The following is a 16257-nucleotide window of genomic DNA, read 5'->3' as shown; positions in this document are numbered from 1 at the left end:
TGAGCCTAGAAATTCTAAAGCGAGTAAGCTCGATTGGCTTTTTCAATGTGAACCTTGTCTTCACACTCCCAAAGAGGTATTAGTGTCGTGTCTCAATCTTATATCAATGTTATCGGTGCTGGTTTGGCAGGTTCTGAAGCAGCCTACCAAATTGCAGAGCGTGGTATTCCAGTTAAACTTTATGAAATGCGTGGTGTCAAGTCAACACCCCAGCACAAAACAGACAATTTTGCTGAGTTGGTTTGTTCCAATTCTCTACGTGGAGATGCTTTGACAAATGCAGTGGGGCTTCTTAAGGAAGAAATGCGTCGCTTGGGTTCAGTTATATTGGAATCTGCTGAAGCAACCCGTGTTCCTGCAGGAGGAGCTCTTGCGGTGGACCGTGATGGTTTCTCCCAAATGGTGACCGAAAAAGTAGCCAACCACCCCTTGATTGAAGTGGTGCGTGATGAAATTACAGAATTGCCGACGGATGTTATTACGGTTGTCGCTACTGGTCCCTTGACCAGCGATGCTCTGGCTGAAAAGATTCATGCTCTTAATGACGGCGATGGTTTCTATTTCTACGATGCGGCAGCGCCCATTATCGACGTCAATACCATCGATATGAGCAAGGTCTATCTCAAATCTCGTTATGACAAGGGAGAAGCGGCCTATCTCAACGCTCCCATGACCAAGCAGGAGTTTATGGATTTCCATGAAGCCTTGGTCAATGCGGAAGAAGCACCGCTCAATTCTTTTGAAAAAGAAAAGTACTTTGAAGGCTGTATGCCTATCGAAGTCATGGCTAAACGTGGTATTAAAACCATGCTTTATGGTCCTATGAAGCCAGTGGGTCTTGAGTATCCGGACGACTACACAGGCCCTCGTGATGGCGAATTCAAAACACCTTATGCGGTGGTTCAGCTTCGTCAGGACAATGCGGCTGGTAGTCTCTACAATATCGTTGGTTTCCAAACCCATCTCAAATGGGGAGAACAAAAGCGAGTCTTTCAAATGATTCCAGGTCTTGAAAATGCTGAGTTTGTACGTTATGGTGTCATGCACCGCAATTCTTATATGGATTCACCAAATCTTCTTGAGCAGACTTACCGTTCTAAGAAACAACCAAATCTCTTCTTTGCTGGTCAGATGACGGGCGTGGAAGGCTATGTAGAGTCAGCAGCGTCAGGATTAGTTGCGGGAATTAACGCGGCTCGTCTTTTCAAGGGAGAAAGCGAGGCTATTTTCCCAGAGACGACAGCGATTGGAAGCTTAGCTCATTACATCACCCATGCGGACAGCAAACATTTCCAACCGATGAATGTCAATTTTGGAATTATCAAGGAGTTAGAAGGCGAACGTATCCGTGATAAGAAGGCTCGTTATGAAAAAATTGCAGAGCGTGCCCTTAGTGATTTAGAGGAATTTTTAACGGTCTAATTTTTTTGAAAGAATTGCTCATGGTACTATAAAAATCTTAGAAATTGTGATAAAATAGGTAGGATAAAAAAAGGAGAGTGAAAATGGCGAATCCCAAGTATAAACGTATTTTAATCAAGTTATCAGGTGAAGCCCTTGCCGGTGAACGTGGCGTAGGGATTGATATCCAAACAGTTCAAACAATCGCAAAAGAGATTCAAGAAGTTCATAGCTTAGGTATCGAAATTGCCCTTGTTATCGGTGGAGGAAATCTCTGGCGTGGAGAACCTGCTGCTGAAGCAGGTATGGACCGCGTTCAGGCAGATTACACAGGAATGCTTGGGACTGTTATGAATGCTCTTGTGATGGCAGATTCATTGCAACAAGTTGGTGTCGATACGCGTGTACAAACAGCTATTGCCATGCAACAAGTGGCAGAGCCTTACGTACGTGGACGTGCCCTTCGTCATCTTGAAAAAGGCCGTATCGTTATCTTTGGTGCCGGAATTGGTTCACCTTACTTCTCAACAGATACAACAGCGGCCCTTCGTGCAGCTGAAATCGAAGCAGATGCTATTCTTATGGCTAAAAACGGTGTCGATGGTGTTTACAATGCCGATCCTAAGAAAGACAAGACAGCCGTTAAGTTTGAAGAATTGACCCACCGTGACGTTATCAATAAAGGTCTGCGTATCATGGATTCAACAGCTTCAACCCTCTCAATGGACAACGACATTGACTTGGTTGTCTTTAATATGAACCAACCAGGCAACATTAAACGTGTCGTATTTGGTGAAAATATCGGAACAACAGTTTCAAATAATATCGAAGAAAAGGAATAAGAAAGATTATGGCTAACGCAATTATTGAAAAAGCTAAAGAGAGAATGACCCAGTCTCACCAATCACTTGCTCGTGAATTTGGTGGTATCCGTGCAGGTCGTGCCAATGCAAGCTTGCTTGATCGTGTACATGTAGAATACTATGGAGTAGAAACTCCTCTTAACCAAATCGCTTCAATTACCATTCCAGAAGCGCGTGTTTTGCTGGTAACACCATTTGACAAGTCTTCATTGAAAGACATCGAACGTGCCTTGAACGCTTCTGATCTTGGTATTACACCAGCTAACGATGGTTCTGTGATTCGTTTGGTTATTCCAGCTCTTACAGAAGAAACTCGTCGTGACCTTGCTAAAGAAGTGAAGAAGGTCGGTGAGAATGCTAAGGTGGCTGTCCGCAATATCCGTCGCGATGCTATGGACGAAGCTAAGAAACAAGAAAAAGCAAAAGAAATCACTGAAGACGAATTGAAGACTCTTGAAAAAGACATTCAAAAAGTAACAGACGATGCTGTCAAACACATCGACGACATGACTGCCAACAAAGAAAAAGAACTTTTGGAAGTCTAAAAATAAACAGAAAAACTCAGTTGGCATTGCTGGCTGAGTTTTATTCGAAAGAAGGAAATATGAATACAAATCTTGCAAGTTTTATCGTTGGACTGATCATCGATGAAAATGACCGTTTTTACTTTGTGCAAAAGGATGGCCAAACCTATGCTCTTGCCAAGGAAGAGGGTCAGCATACAGTAGGGGATACAGTCAAAGGTTTTGCCTACACGGATATGAAGCAAAAATTCCGCCTGACAACCTTAGAAGTGAGTGCCACTCAGGACCAATTTGGTTGGGGTCGTGTCACAGAGGTTCGTAAGGACTTGGGTGTCTTTGTGGATACAGGCCTTCCTGACAAGGAAATCGTTGTATCACTAGATATTCTCCCTGAGCTCAAGGAACTCTGGCCTAAGAAGGGCGACCAACTCTACATCCGTCTTGAAGTGGACAAGAAAGACCGTATCTGGGGACTTTTGGCCTATCAAGAAGACTTCCAACGTCTGGCTCGTCCTGCCTACAACAACATGCAGAATCAAAACTGGCCAGCCATTGTATACCGCCTCAAGCTGTCAGGAACCTTTGTCTACCTACCAGAGAATAACATGCTTGGCTTTATCCATCCTAGCGAACGTTACGCAGAGCCACGATTGGGTCAAGTTCTAGATGCGCGTGTCATTGGTTTCCGTGAAGTGGACCGTACCTTGAACCTCTCCCTCAAACCACGTTCTTTTGAAATGTTGGAAAATGATGCCCAGATGATTTTGAGCTACTTGGAAAGTAATGGGGGGTTCATGACCTTAAATGATAAGTCATCTCCAGACGACATCAAGGCAACCTTTGGCATTTCTAAAGGTCAGTTCAAGAAAGCACTCGGCGGCTTGATGAAGGCTGGTAAAATCAAGCAAGACCAGTTTGGGACAGAGTTGATTTAGGGTGGTTTATGAGAAAATCATTTTACACTTGGCTCATGACCGAGCGCAATCCTAAAAGTAACAGTCCTAAGGCCATCTTAGCAGACCTAGCTTTTGAAGAGTCAGCATTTCCAAAACACACAGATGATTTTGATGAGGTCAGTCGATTTTTGGAGGAACATGCCAGTTTCTCTTTTAACCTAGGTGACTTTGACGCTATCTGGCAAGAATACTTAGAACACTAGCATTTATTCATTGGGTTTGGGCTAGTAATTTCTTCACCCCTTTGCTATAATAAAAAGAAATAAAAGGATTAGAGAGGTTCTTTATTTGAAGGAACATTCAATAGACATTCAACTGAGTCATCCAGATGACCTGTTTCATCTTTTTGGTTCCAATGAACGCCATCTTCGTCTAATGGAAGAAGAACTTGATGTGGTGATCCATGCCCGTACGGAGATTGTCCAAGTTTTGGGAGAAGAGACTGCCTGTGAGGAAGCCCGTCAGGTTATTCAAGCTCTCATGGTCTTGGTGAACCGTGGGATGACCGTTGGTACGCCAGATGTGGTTACTGCGATTAGCATGGTCAAAAACGATGAAATCGACAAGTTTGTTGCCCTTTACGAAGAAGAAATCATCAAGGATAATACTGGGAAGCCTATTCGTGTCAAAACTCTAGGTCAAAAACTTTATGTTGACAGTGTCAAACAGCATGATGTGACCTTTGGAATTGGGCCAGCAGGGACAGGGAAGACCTTCCTTGCAGTGACCTTGGCAGTGACTGCCCTTAAACGTGGGCAAGTCAAGAGGATTATCCTGACTCGTCCAGCGGTGGAAGCAGGAGAGAGTCTAGGTTTTCTTCCGGGTGATCTTAAGGAGAAGGTAGATCCTTACCTTAGACCTGTTTATGATGCCTTGTATCAGATTCTGGGGAAAGACCAAACGACTCGACTCATGGAGCGTGAAATTATCGAGATTGCGCCCCTTGCCTACATGCGTGGACGAACCTTGGATGATGCCTTTGTCATTCTCGATGAGGCGCAAAATACGACTATCATGCAGATGAAGATGTTTTTGACTCGTTTAGGCTTTAATTCTAAGATGATTGTCAATGGAGATATCAGTCAGATTGACCTTCCACGTAACGTCAAGTCCGGTTTGATTGATGCCCAAGAAAAGCTCAAGAACATTCACCAGATTGACTTTGTTCATTTTTCAGCCAAGGATGTGGTTCGCCATCCTGTTGTCGCTCAGATTATCCGAGCTTATGAACCAGCTCCAATTAAAAATGAAGAGCGTGAAGAAGTCCAAGAAGAAACAGAATAGCAAAAAAGAGCAGTTCAGGTGGAATTGCTCTTTCTTTTATCTGATAATTAGATTGTTTATACTAGTTCATCAATTGGAGTATGTTTTTTATCGAGACCTTGGGCTACTGGAAGACTGGTTAAGTAACCTTGATAAGTGGTAACACCTTGACGCAAGCCCTCATCTTCAGCAATTGCTTGCACAAATCCTTTTCCTGCTAAGGATTCGATATAAGGAAGAGTGACATTGGTTAGGGCAATGGTAGAAGTACGGGCAACAGCACCAGGGATGTTAGCAACGGCGTAGTGAAGTACACCATGCTTTTCATAGACGGGTTCATCGTGCGTTGTCACACGGTCAGCTGTTTCGATAACACCACCTTGGTCAACGGCAACATCCACAATGACAGAGCCTGGACGCATTTGCTTGACCATCTCATCTGTCACCAATTTCGGTGCTTTGGCACCAGGAATGAGAACCGCCCCAATCACAACATCCGCTTCTCTCACACTGGCTTCGATGTTGAATGAATTAGACATAAGGGTTTGGATTTGATGACCAAAGACTTCTTCGAGGACTGAAAGACGTTTAGCACTGATATCAAGGATGGTTACTTGAGCACCAAGACCAAGCGCAATTCGAGCAGCATGGGTCCCTACGACACCACCACCGATGATGGTTACTTTCCCTTTAGGTACACCCGGTACACCACCCAGTAGGACGCCAGAACCTCCTGCTTGTTTGGTTAGGAAATGAGCACCGATTTGGACTGCCATACGGCCTGCAACCTCACTCATAGGTATGAGGAGCGGTAACTGACCTTGGGAATCATGGACAGTTTCATAGGCAATCCCTGTTGTTTTTGCCGCTAGCATAGCATCTGCTAATTTAGGCGCAGCGGCCATGTGTAAGTAGGTGAAGAGAAGCAGGTCGTCACGCAAGTACTCATATTCAGAAGGTAATGGTTCTTTTACTTTTACGACTAACTCTGCAGCCCAGGCTTCACCAGCAGTAGCGACAATCTCAGCTCCTTGCTTTTGATAGTCAGCATCAGTAAAGCCAGAACCGAGACCAGCATTTGTTTCGATAAGGACGCGATGACCACGGCCGACCAAGCTATGGACACCAGCAGGTGTGAGGGCAACACGGTTTTCATTATTCTTAATTTCTTTTGGAATTCCGATTAACATAGAGAAAAACTCACTTTCTATTGACGAGTTGTAAATGATTTATCACAATTATCTATAAAATAAGGTGATGATTTCATTCTATATGAAACCGCTTTAAAAATCAAGAAAAACTTGTTGTAACTTCTTTTTTATGCTAGACTGATAGAAAATACTTTTGAATGGTAGAAACGTATGGAATCAATCTTTTTAAAACTAGCTCAGTATCCAATAGTGGAGACAGATCGTTTATTGCTTCGACCTGTAACCTTAGATGATGCGGAAGCTATGTTTGAGTATGCCTCGGATAAGGATAATACACGTTACACTTTTCTAACCAATCAAAGCTTGGAAGAAACCAAGAATAACATTGCTCAGTTCTACTTGGCCAATCCCTTGGGACGCTGGGGAATAGAACTAAAAAGCAATGGCAAATTTATCGGAACCATTGATTTGCACAAGATTGATCCTGTTCTTAAGAAGGCAGCTATTGGCTACATTATCAACCAAAAGTATTGGAATCAAGGATTGACGACAGAAGCCAATCGTGTCGTGATTAAGCTGGCTTTTGAGAAGATTGGAATGAACAAGTTGACCGCACTTCACGATAAAGATAATCCCGCATCTGGAAAGGTCATGGAGAAATCAGGCATGCATTTTTCACATGCAGAAGCTTATGCTTGTATGGACCAGCACGAAGAAGGTCGAATTGTTACAAGAGTTCATTATGTCTTGACCAAGGAAGACTATTTTGCAAATAAATAAGCAGTTGAGAAGAAATTTTCAACTGTTTTTTCTTCCTCTTACGAATAATCTAAGAGAGGAGAAAATATGGAAGCAATTATCGAGAAAATCAAAGAGTATAAAATCATTGTCATCTGTATTGGTCTGGGCTTACTTGTCGGCGGATTTTTCCTGCTAAAGCCAGCTCCACAAACACCTGTCAAGGAAACGAATTTGCAGGCAGAAGTTGCAGCTGTTTCCAAGGATTCGGTATCCGAAAAGGATGTGAAGAAGGAAGAAAAGGAAGAACCTCTTGAACAAGATCTAATCACAGTAGATGTGAAGGGTGCTGTCAAATCGCCAGGGATTTATGACTTGCCAGTAGGTAGTCGGGTCAATGATGCTGTTCAAAAGGCTGGTGGCTTGACAGAGCAAGCAGATAGCAAGTCGCTCAATCTAGCTCAGAAAGTTAGTGATGAGGCTCTGGTTTACGTTCCAACTAAGGGAGAAGAATTAGCTAGTCAACAGGCAGGTTCTGGAGCGCCTTCTTCAACAAGCAAGGACAAGAAGGTCAATCTCAACAAGGCCAGTCTGGAAGAACTCAAGCAGGTCAAGGGATTAGGTGGCAAACGAGCTCAGGATATTATCGACCATCGTGAAACAAATGGCAAGTTCAAGTCAGTAGACGAGCTCAAAAAGGTCTCTGGTATTGGTGCCAAAACCATAGAAAAGTTAAAAGACTATGTTACGGTGGATTAAGAATTTCCCTATTCCACTAATTTACCTGAGTTTTCTATTACTATGGCTTTACTATGCTATTTTCTCAGCATCCTATCTTGCTTTGTTGGGCTTCGTTTTTCTGCTAGTCTGTCTCTTTTTCCAATTTCCTTGGAAATCTGCTAGCAAAGTTCTAGTGATTTGCGGAATCTTTGGTTTCTGGTTTCTGTTTCAAAATTGGCAACAGAGTCGAGCGAGTCAAAATTTGGCGGATTCTATTGAAAGGGTACGGATTCTGCCTGACACTATTAAGGTCAATGGTGATAGCCTATCCTTTCGTGGCAAGTCTGATGGACGCATTTTTCAAGTCTACTATAAACTTCAGTCCGAGGAGGAAAAAGAGAAATTTCAAGTCTTAACAGATCTTTATGAGATAGAACTTGAAGGAAAACTTTCGGAGCCAGAAGGGCAGAGAAATTTTGGTGGCTTTGACTACCAAGCCTATCTGAAGACTCAGGGAATTTACCAGACACTCAATATCAAAAAAATCCAGTCACTTCAAAAGGTTGGCAGTTGGGATATAGGTGAAAACTTGTCCAGTTTACGTCGAAAGGCTGTGGTTTGGATCAAGACGCACTTTCCAGACCCTATGCGCAACTACATGACAGGTCTCTTGATGGGACATCTGGACACCGACTTTGAGGAGATGAATGAGCTTTATTCCAGTCTAGGAATTATCCACCTCTTTGCCTTATCAGGCATGCAGGTAGGTTTTTTCATGGATGGATTTAAGAAACTTCTCTTACGATTGGGCTTGACCCAAGAAAAGTTGAAATGGCTGACCTATCCCTTTTCTCTTATTTATGCAGGGCTAACAGGATTTTCAGCATCAGTCATTCGCAGTCTCTTGCAAAAGTTACTGGCTCAACATGGTGTTAAGGGCTTGGATAATTTTGCCTTGACGGTTCTTGTCCTCTTTATTATCATGCCAAACTTTTTCTTGACAGCAGGAGGAGTCTTGTCCTGCGCTTATGCTTTTATCTTGACCATGACCAGCAAAGAAGGGGATGGACTCAAGGCTGTTGCTAGAGAAAGTCTAGTCATCTCCTTGGGAATATTGCCTATTCTATCCTTCTATTTTGCGGAATTTCAACCTTGGTCCATTCTTTTGACCTTTGTCTTTTCCTTTCTATTTGACTTGGTCTTCTTACCGCTCTTGTCTATCTTATTTCCCCTTTCCTTTCTCTATCCAGTCATTCAGCTGAATTTTATTTTTGAATGGTTGGAGGGAATGATTCGCTTTGTATCACAGGTGGCAAGTAGACCGCTTGTCTTTGGACAACCCAATGCATGGCTTTTAATTTTATTGTTAATTTCCTTGGCTTTAGTCTATGATTTGAGGAAAAACATTAAAAGGCTAGCAGTGTTGAGCTTATTGATTACGGGTCTCTTTTTCTTGATTAAGCATCCACTGGAAAATGAAATTACCATGCTGGATGTGGGGCAAGGCGAAAGTATTTTCCTACGGGATGTAACTGGTAAGACCATTCTCATAGATGTAGGTGGCAAGGCAGAGTCTGATAAGAAAATCGAAAAATGGCAAGAAAAGGCGACGACCAGCAATGCCCAGCGAACCTTGATACCCTATCTTAAAAGTCGAGGAGTGGCCAAGATTGACCAGCTGATTTTGACAAATACGGACAAGGAGCATGTTGGAGATTTGTTGGAGGTGACTAAGGCTTTCCATGTAGGCGAAATTTTAGTGTCCAAAGGCAGTTTGAAACGGAAGGAATTTGTGGCAGAACTACAGGTAACTCAAACTAAGGTGCGCAGTGTGACAGCAGGAGAGAACTTGCCAATTTTTGGAAGTCAGTTAGAAGTCCTATATCCAAGGAAAATTGGAGATGGAGATCATGAAGATTCCCTGGTTTTGTATGGAAAACTCTTGGATAAAAACTTTCTTTTCACCGGAAATTTGGAGGAGAAAGGAGAGAAGGAATTGCTGAGGCAATATCCTGACCTAGAAGTGGATGTTTTGAAAGCTAGCCAACATGGCTCTAAAAAATCATCAAGTTCAGCCTTTCTAGAACAGTTAAAACCAGAGATGACTCTCATTTCAGTTGGAAAGAGCAATAGAATGAAACTCCCCCATCAGGAAACCTTGACCCGACTGGAAACGATTAATAGCAAAGTTTACCGAACTGACCAGCAAGGAGCTATACGCTTTAAGGGGTGGAATAGTTGGAAAATCGAAACGGTTGGTTAATGAGCAGAAACTTTTCAAAAAAATAACTTTTTATCTTGACAAGGGCTAGAAAACTTGGTATCATATAAAAGTTGAGAAAAGCAGAAGTGAGAGCTTCTCGCCTTGTGACATTAAGTTGCCTGGCCCTACGGATGAAAAGTTTCTAAGAAACGCTATCATAACGTGCGGGCTTGTATATTTACGAGTCCGTTATTGTTTTTCTCTAATAAAACAAAAGAGGTGAAAACCATAGCAAAGCAAGACTTATTCATCAATGATGAGATTCGTGTACGTGAAGTTCGCTTGATTGGTCTTGAAGGAGAACAGCTAGGCATCAAGCCACTTAGTGAAGCGCAAGCTTTGGCTGATAACGCTAATGTTGACCTAGTATTGATTCAACCCCAAGCCAAACCGCCTGTTGCAAAAATTATGGACTACGGTAAGTTCAAATTTGAGTACCAGAAGAAGCAAAAAGAACAACGTAAAAAACAAAGTGTTGTTACTGTGAAAGAAGTTCGTCTAAGTCCAACTATTGACAAGGGTGACTTTGATACAAAACTTCGCAATGCACGCAAATTCCTTGAAAAAGGAAATAAAGTTAAGGTATCTATTCGCTTTAAGGGTCGTATGATTACCCATAAAGAGATTGGTGCAAAAGTTTTAGCCGAGTTTGCTGAAGCAACTCAAGATATTGCCATCATCGAACAACGTGCTAAAATGGATGGACGTCAAATGTTCATGCAATTGGCGCCAGCGACTGACAAAAAATAATTGTCAGAAAGTTAAATAAAGGAGAAAAAATCATGCCAAAACAAAAAACACACCGCGCATCAGCTAAACGTTTCAAACGTACAGGTTCTGGTGGACTTAAACGTTTCCGTGCTTACACTTCTCACCGTTTCCACGGAAAAACTAAGAAACAACGTCGTCATCTTCGTAAAGCATCTATGGTGCATTCAGGAGATTACAAACGTATCAAAGCAATGCTTACTCGCTTGAAATAATAGCTTGACTGTAAGTAAACAATTCTAGGAAATATTTGGAGGAAATAAAACATGGCACGTGTTAAAGGTGGCGTTGTATCACGTAAACGTCGTAAACGTATTCTTAAATTAGCAAAAGGTTACTATGGAGCTAAACACATCTTGTTCCGTACTGCAAAAGAACAAGTAATGAACTCTTACTACTATGCATACCGTGACCGTCGTCAGAAAAAACGTGACTTCCGCAAATTGTGGATCACTCGTATCAACGCGGCAGCTCGTATGAACGGACTTTCATACTCACAATTGATGCATGGTTTGAAATTGGCTGAGATCGAAGTTAACCGTAAAATGCTTGCTGACTTGGCTGTTAACGATGCAGCAGCTTTCACAGCTCTTGCAGATGCAGCTAAAGCAAAACTTGGTAAATAATAACAGATAAGACTGGAACAGGATTGTCCCAGTCTTTTTAAAAATAAAGGAGAAAAATATGGCTTCAAAAATGCTACATACTTGCTTGCGAGTAGAAAATCTTGAAAAATCAATCGCATTTTATCAAGATGCTTTTGGATTTAAAGAATTGCGTCGCAGAGATTTTCCAGACCATGCCTTCACGATTGTCTATCTAGGTCTTGAGGGTGATGACTATGAGTTGGAGTTGACTTATAACTACGATCATGGTCCTTATGTGGTTGGAGATGGATTTGCCCATATCGCCCTAAGTACACCTGATCTTGAGGCGCTTCATCAAGAGCACAGTGCCAAAGGTTATGAAGTTACTGAGCCAAATGGCCTACCAGGAACTGCGCCTAACTATTACTTTGTCAAAGACCCTGATGGCTACAAGGTCGAAGTCATTCGTGAAAAATAATCTCGTGAGGTTAAGTAGAATGTTCGTTTTCTACTTGACTTTTTTTAGCTGAAAGAGTATACTAGTAAAAATTTAACCTTTAAGGGGAGTCCAGAGAGACTCACAAGGTGTCAGATAAAAGAATAGTACAATTTTCTAGAGGAGACTTTTTGAGTGTGCTCTCTTCTGTTGTACAATTTTAACTGAGGCCTTGCACTAGCAAGGTCTTTTCTTTATCTGGTCCCCTTAAAATTTAAGGAGGAGAAGTCATGAATCCCACATGTAAGAAACGTTTGGGTGCAATTCGTTTGGAAACCATGAAGGTGGTAGCACAGGAGGAAATCGCGCCAGCAATCTTTGAATTAGTCCTAGAAGGGGAAATGGTTGAAGCTATGCGAGCAGGCCAATTCCTTCATCTGCGTGTGCCTGATGATGCCCATCTTTTGCGTCGTCCTATTTCAATTTCGTCTATTGATAAGGCAAATAAGCAGTGTCATCTTATTTATCGGATTGAGGGAACTGGGACAGCTATTTTTTCAACCTTAAGTCAGGGAGATACTCTTGATGTGATGGGTCCTCAGGGAAATGGTTTTGACTTGTCTGACCTAGATGAGCAGAGCCAGGTTCTCTTAGTTGGAGGTGGGATTGGTGTACCTCCTTTGCTTGAGGTGGCCAAGGAATTACATGCGCGTGGTGTGAAAGTAGTGACAGTCCTTGGTTTTGCTAACAAGGATGCTGTTATCCTTGAAAAGGAATTGGCCCAATATGGTCAGGTTTTTGTAACGACAGATGATGGTTCATATGGCATTAAAGGAAATGTGTCTGTTGTCATCAATGACTTAGACAGTCAGTTTGATGCTGTTTATTCATGTGGGGCGCCTGGCATGATGAAGTATATCAATCAAAACTTTTATGACCACCCAAGAGCCTATCTATCTCTGGAATCTCGTATGGCTTGTGGGATGGGGGCTTGCTATGCCTGTGTCCTAAAAGTGCCAGAAAGCGAGACGGTCAGCCAACGCGTCTGTGAAGATGGTCCTGTTTTCCGAACAGGAACTGTTGTATTATAAGGAGAAAATCATGACTACAAATCGTTTACAAGTTTCTCTACCTGGTTTGGATTTGAAAAATCCGATCATTCCAGCATCAGGCTGTTTTGGTTTTGGACAAGAGTATGCCAAGTACTATGATTTAGACCTTTTAGGTTCTATTATGATCAAGGCGACAACACTTGAACCACGTTTTGGCAATCCAACTCCAAGGGTGGCAGAAACTCCCGCTGGTATGCTCAATGCAATCGGTTTGCAAAATCCGGGTTTGGAAGTTGTTTTGGCCGAAAAGCTAACTTGGCTAGAAAGAGAGTATCCAAATCTTCCTATTATCGCCAATGTAGCTGGTTTTTCAAAACAAGAGTATGCAGCTGTTTCTCATGGGATTTCCAAGGCAGCTAATGTGAAGGCTATTGAGCTCAATATTTCTTGTCCCAACGTAGACCACTGTAATCATGGACTCTTGATTGGTCAAGATCCAGATTTAGCTTATGATGTGGTGAAAGCAGCTGTGGAAGCCTCTGATGTGCCAGTTTATGTCAAATTAACCCCTAGTGTGACCGATATCGTTACTGTCGCAAAGGCAGCAGAGGATGCAGGAGCAAGTGGCTTGACTATGATTAATACTCTGGTTGGAATGCGTTTTGACCTCAAAACCAGAAAACCAATCTTGGCCAATGGAACAGGTGGAATGTCTGGTCCAGCAGTCTTTCCAGTAGCCCTCAAACTTATCCGCCAAGTCGCCCAAACAACAGACCTGCCTATCATTGGAATGGGAGGAGTGGATTCGGCTGAAGCTGCCCTAGAAATGTATCTGGCTGGAGCATCTGCTATAGGAGTTGGAACAGCCAACTTTACCAATCCATATGCCTGTCCTGATATCATCGAAAATCTGCCAAAAGCCATGGACAAATACGGCATTAGTAGTCTAGAAAATCTCAGCAAGGAAGTAAAAACCAGCCTTAGATAAGCTAGACCATCCTTATTGTTAATAAGAAATAGAATTTTCATCATTTTGTAATATTTTCTTCTTTTAACTATGTTAGAATAAAGTTAATTACGAATGATGTAGACGAATATCTACTTAGGGGAGTAAAATGAAGAGAACACTACTTGTAAGCACGGCAGTGCTTGCATTGGCAATTGTGCCCACATCAGTCTTTGCTGAAGATAGTACAACAACGGACCAAAGTCAAACGACGAATAAGAATCAATCTGTGGACAAAAATCAGTCTAAAGATAAAAATCAGACACCAGTATCAGAAGAGAAAAAAGTTGTTGAAAATACAAAGAATGAAACTGAAAAGACGGAAAAAAAGAAAGAACCAGTTGTTGTAAAAGAAAATAATTCTAAACAAGAGGCTATTCCAAATAAAGAAAAAGTTGAAGAAGCTCATAAGAATGGTTGGCAGAAAGAGCATGGGAAATGGCTTTTTTATGAGAATAATCAACCAATCAAAAATTGGAAAAAAATTGCGGGTGTCTGGTATTTATTTGATCAACATGGAATCATGGCCAGCAATACTATTGTTAATGACTATGCTTTTCAAACTAGTGGAGCAATGGTAGAAAATTCCTGGGTAAAAATTGCGGATAAATGGTACTATGCTACAGATTCAGGAAAGATTGTTCGTAATAGATGGGAAAAAATTAGCAATGTTTGGTATTACTTCAAGCAAGATGGAGTTATGGCTAGCAATGTTCTAGTGAACGATTATCTTCTTAATAGTAGTGGAGCAATGGCTCAAAATGCTTGGGTGAAGATTACTGATAAATGGTATTATGCTACAGATTCAGGAAAGAGCCTTCGTAATAAATGGGAAAAGATTAAGGGCACATGGTACTATTTTAACAGTGATGGTGTGATGGCTAGTAATCAGTGGAAAGATGATTACTATCTAAAAAATAGTGGAGCAATGGCTCAGAATGCTTGGGTGAAGATTACTGATAAATGGTATTATGCTACAGATTCAGGAAAAATCCTTCGTAATAAATGGGAAAAGATTAAGGGCACATGGTACTATTTTAACAGTGATGGTGTGATGGCTAGTAATCAGTGGAAAGATGCTTACTATCTAAAGAATAGTGGAGCAATGGCTGAAAAAGAATGGATTTTTGATAAATCTTATAATAGCTGGTTTTACCTAAAATCAGGTGGTGCTTATGCTTCACGTGAATGGATTGGTGCTTATTACCTCAAATCTGGTGGTTATATGGCCAAGAATGAATGGATTTTTGATCCTAACTACAATGCATGGTACTACCTGAAAGAAGATGGAAGTTATGTTACTGGTGGTTTTAATATCAAAAATAAAGAGTATTTCTTCCAGAGTGATGGAAAGTGGATTCAAAGCCCCAAATATTTTAAGGTTAAACCAATCACAGCCTATATTTATAGCGAATCAGGAGATATTTTGAGCTATGTCAATCAGGGAAGTATTGTGACCCATGATGGCTCTAAAAGCAAGGGTAGTCGTCTAGCTGTTTCAATATCAGGCTTGTCTGGTTATATGAATCAAAGTGATTTGGCTTTAGTTGAGGAAGGAAGTGAGTTTATTCCTCACTATACTACTGACGGAAGATTCCTATATCATGAACTGTCTCCATACACTAGTATTCGGGTAGCTCCACATACTTCAGCTATGAAAATTGGTAAGAAGTATTATTCAAAGGATGGAGAACATTTCGATGGGTTTACTATCAAAAATCGTTTCCTTTTCAAGAATTTAACTGAACCAACCAACTATAGTGCGGATGAATTAAATAGAGTTTATTCGATGATGAATATCCGAGACAGCCGTCTTGCTGGTAAAGGAGCAATTTTTAAAGAAGCTGAAAAACGTTATGGTGTCAATGCTCTCTATTTAATGGCTCATAGTGCGCTAGAAAGTGCTTGGGGACGAAGCCAAATTGCTAATGATAAAAATAACTTCTTCGGAATAGCTGCTTACGATACTAGTCCCTATGATTCAGCTAAGAAATTTGATGATGTAGATAAAGGAATTCTTGGTGCGGCCAAGTGGATTCGTGAGAACTATATTGACCGTGGAAGAGATCACCTTGGAAATAAAGCGACAGGAATGAATGTTCGCTATGCATCAGATCCGTACTGGGGTGAAAAAATAGCTAGTATCATGATGAATATCAATAGCCGACTTGGTGGAAAAGATTAAAAGATAAGCAACGATAATGAACTGCCCCCCAAAAGTTAGACAGAAAAAATCTAACTTTTGGGGTGTTTTTATCATGAAATTAACTTATGATGATAAAGTTCAGATCTATGAACTTAGAAAACAAGGATATAGCTTAGAGAAGCTTTCAAATAAATTTGGGATAAACAATTCTAATATTAGGTATATGATTAAATTGATTGATCGTTACGGAATAGAATTCGTCAAAAAAGGAAAAAATCGTTACTATTCTCCTGATTTAAAACAAGAAATGATTCATAAAGTCTTACATGAAGGCTGGACTAAAGATAGAGTTTCTCTTGAATATGGCCTCCCAAGTCGTACGA

Annotated in this window: 17 protein-coding genes, 1 pseudogene and 1 other annotated feature; of the genes and pseudogenes, 17 read left to right on the top strand and 1 reads right to left on the bottom strand. The window is 41.3% G+C overall.

Translation table 11 applies throughout. The annotated features are described in order from the left end of the window. The first annotated feature begins 87 nt into the window (after positions 1 to 87). The 6 genes from trmFO to GEZ85_RS04980 all read left to right on the top strand — a co-directional run bounded on the left by trmFO (position 88) and on the right by GEZ85_RS04980 (position 5028). Positions 88 to 1422 (top strand): methylenetetrahydrofolate--tRNA-(uracil(54)-C(5))-methyltransferase (FADH(2)-oxidizing) TrmFO, encoded by a 1335-nt coding sequence (trmFO, locus tag GEZ85_RS05005; protein ID WP_000083709.1) that lies wholly within the window; start codon positions 88 to 90, stop codon positions 1420 to 1422. An 83-nt stretch (positions 1423 to 1505) separates the two neighbouring features. Next, positions 1506 to 2243 (top strand): UMP kinase, encoded by a 738-nt coding sequence (gene pyrH / locus GEZ85_RS05000; RefSeq protein WP_000002996.1) that lies wholly within the window; start codon positions 1506 to 1508, stop codon positions 2241 to 2243. Positions 2244 to 2251: 8 nt separating this feature from the next. After that, positions 2252 to 2809, top strand: a complete 558-nt coding sequence (gene frr, locus GEZ85_RS04995) for a ribosome recycling factor (protein WP_001262225.1) — start codon at positions 2252 to 2254, stop codon at positions 2807 to 2809. 59 nt (positions 2810 to 2868) lie between these two features. Continuing rightward, positions 2869 to 3723: an RNA-binding virulence regulatory protein CvfB gene (gene cvfB / locus GEZ85_RS04990; protein ID WP_101785204.1), complete on the top strand. Its 855-nt coding sequence runs from the start codon at positions 2869 to 2871 to the stop codon at positions 3721 to 3723. A gap of 8 nt (positions 3724 to 3731) precedes the next feature. Then, positions 3732 to 3947: a YozE family protein gene (locus tag GEZ85_RS04985; protein ID WP_001232084.1), complete on the top strand. Its 216-nt coding sequence runs from the start codon at positions 3732 to 3734 to the stop codon at positions 3945 to 3947. Between the two features lie 85 nt (positions 3948 to 4032). Then, on the top strand, positions 4033 to 5028 hold the full coding sequence (locus tag GEZ85_RS04980) for a PhoH family protein (RefSeq protein WP_125447093.1): 996 nt from the start codon (positions 4033 to 4035) through the stop codon (positions 5026 to 5028). 56 nt (positions 5029 to 5084) lie between these two features. On the opposite strand, the gene ald is transcribed toward GEZ85_RS04980, so the two are convergent. After that, positions 5085 to 6197 (bottom strand): alanine dehydrogenase, encoded by a 1113-nt coding sequence (ald, locus tag GEZ85_RS04975; protein WP_153209673.1) that lies wholly within the window; start codon positions 6195 to 6197, stop codon positions 5085 to 5087. 171 nt (positions 6198 to 6368) lie between these two features. Here ald and GEZ85_RS04970 point away from each other — a divergent pair, with 171 nt between their 5' ends. The 11 genes and pseudogenes from GEZ85_RS04970 to GEZ85_RS04920 all read left to right on the top strand — a co-directional run. After that, positions 6369 to 6938, top strand: a complete 570-nt coding sequence (locus GEZ85_RS04970) for a GNAT family N-acetyltransferase (protein WP_153209672.1) — start codon at positions 6369 to 6371, stop codon at positions 6936 to 6938. 66 nt (positions 6939 to 7004) lie between these two features. Continuing rightward, complete coding sequence (locus GEZ85_RS04965) at positions 7005 to 7655, top strand: helix-hairpin-helix domain-containing protein (protein ID WP_153209671.1); 651 nt, start codon at positions 7005 to 7007, stop codon at positions 7653 to 7655. After that, entirely contained in the window at positions 7639 to 9879 is a 2241-nt protein-coding gene (locus tag GEZ85_RS04960; protein ID WP_153209670.1) for a DNA internalization-related competence protein ComEC/Rec2, read from the top strand. The genes GEZ85_RS04965 and GEZ85_RS04960 overlap by 17 nt, the downstream gene beginning before the upstream one ends. Before the next feature lie 72 nt (positions 9880 to 9951). After that, positions 9952 to 10083: a sequence feature (ribosomal protein L20 leader region), on the top strand. Positions 10084 to 10098: 15 nt separating this feature from the next. Continuing rightward, positions 10099 to 10629 (top strand): translation initiation factor IF-3, encoded by a 531-nt coding sequence (gene infC, locus GEZ85_RS04955; protein WP_000848180.1) that lies wholly within the window; start codon positions 10099 to 10101, stop codon positions 10627 to 10629. A 32-nt stretch (positions 10630 to 10661) separates the two neighbouring features. Beyond that, positions 10662 to 10862: a 50S ribosomal protein L35 gene (gene rpmI, locus GEZ85_RS04950; RefSeq protein ID WP_001125943.1), complete on the top strand. Its 201-nt coding sequence runs from the start codon at positions 10662 to 10664 to the stop codon at positions 10860 to 10862. Between the two features lie 51 nt (positions 10863 to 10913). Further along, a complete protein-coding gene (gene rplT / locus GEZ85_RS04945; RefSeq protein WP_000124834.1) occupies positions 10914 to 11273 on the top strand; it encodes a 50S ribosomal protein L20 in 360 nt (119 codons plus the stop codon). A 58-nt stretch (positions 11274 to 11331) separates the two neighbouring features. Beyond that, complete coding sequence (gloA, locus tag GEZ85_RS04940; RefSeq protein ID WP_000157153.1) at positions 11332 to 11712, top strand: lactoylglutathione lyase; 381 nt, start codon at positions 11332 to 11334, stop codon at positions 11710 to 11712. A gap of 248 nt (positions 11713 to 11960) precedes the next feature. Further along, positions 11961 to 12761, top strand: coding sequence for a dihydroorotate dehydrogenase electron transfer subunit (locus GEZ85_RS04935; RefSeq protein ID WP_060628467.1), 801 nt, complete (start codon positions 11961 to 11963; stop codon positions 12759 to 12761). Further along, a complete protein-coding gene (locus GEZ85_RS04930) occupies positions 12724 to 13710 on the top strand; it encodes a dihydroorotate dehydrogenase (RefSeq protein WP_194251517.1) in 987 nt (328 codons plus the stop codon). Before GEZ85_RS04935 ends, GEZ85_RS04930 begins: the two co-directional genes overlap by 38 nt. A 127-nt stretch (positions 13711 to 13837) precedes the next feature. Continuing rightward, on the top strand, positions 13838 to 15913 hold the full coding sequence (locus GEZ85_RS04925; protein WP_153209668.1) for a glucosaminidase domain-containing protein: 2076 nt from the start codon (positions 13838 to 13840) through the stop codon (positions 15911 to 15913). Between the two features lie 73 nt (positions 15914 to 15986). Continuing rightward, a pseudogene (locus tag GEZ85_RS04920) lies at positions 15987 to 16257 on the top strand (IS3-like element ISSpn11 family transposase); the annotation flags it as partial.

The organism is Streptococcus mitis (assembly GCF_009496205.1).
Taxonomy (GTDB): domain Bacteria; phylum Bacillota; class Bacilli; order Lactobacillales; family Streptococcaceae; genus Streptococcus; species Streptococcus mitis_BN.
Note: the sequence above shows the minus strand (reverse complement) of the source record. Positions and strands in the feature narration are given on the sequence as shown.

Bases quoted from the DNA above. Each gene is read 5' to 3' on its own strand.
- pyrH (WP_000002996.1), top strand. From the start codon at position 1,506: ATGGCGAATCCCAAGTATAAACGTATTTTAATCAAGTTATCAGGTGAA.
- cvfB (WP_101785204.1), top strand. From the start codon at position 2,869: ATGAATACAAATCTTGCAAGTTTTATCGTTGGACTGATCATCGATGAA.
- GEZ85_RS04970 (WP_153209672.1), top strand. From the start codon at position 6,369: ATGGAATCAATCTTTTTAAAACTAGCTCAGTATCCAATAGTGGAGACA.
- GEZ85_RS04935 (WP_060628467.1), top strand. From the start codon at position 11,961: ATGAATCCCACATGTAAGAAACGTTTGGGTGCAATTCGTTTGGAAACC.
- GEZ85_RS04965 (WP_153209671.1), top strand. From the start codon at position 7,005: ATGGAAGCAATTATCGAGAAAATCAAAGAGTATAAAATCATTGTCATC.
- ald (WP_153209673.1), bottom strand. From the start codon at position 6,197: ATGTTAATCGGAATTCCAAAAGAAATTAAGAATAATGAAAACCGTGTT.
- GEZ85_RS04960 (WP_153209670.1), top strand. From the start codon at position 7,639: ATGTTACGGTGGATTAAGAATTTCCCTATTCCACTAATTTACCTGAGT.
- gloA (WP_000157153.1), top strand. From the start codon at position 11,332: ATGGCTTCAAAAATGCTACATACTTGCTTGCGAGTAGAAAATCTTGAA.
- GEZ85_RS04985 (WP_001232084.1), top strand. From the start codon at position 3,732: ATGAGAAAATCATTTTACACTTGGCTCATGACCGAGCGCAATCCTAAA.
- GEZ85_RS04930 (WP_194251517.1), top strand. From the start codon at position 12,724: ATGGTCCTGTTTTCCGAACAGGAACTGTTGTATTATAAGGAGAAAATC.
- frr (WP_001262225.1), top strand. From the start codon at position 2,252: ATGGCTAACGCAATTATTGAAAAAGCTAAAGAGAGAATGACCCAGTCT.
- rplT (WP_000124834.1), top strand. From the start codon at position 10,914: ATGGCACGTGTTAAAGGTGGCGTTGTATCACGTAAACGTCGTAAACGT.
- GEZ85_RS04925 (WP_153209668.1), top strand. From the start codon at position 13,838: ATGAAGAGAACACTACTTGTAAGCACGGCAGTGCTTGCATTGGCAATT.
- rpmI (WP_001125943.1), top strand. From the start codon at position 10,662: ATGCCAAAACAAAAAACACACCGCGCATCAGCTAAACGTTTCAAACGT.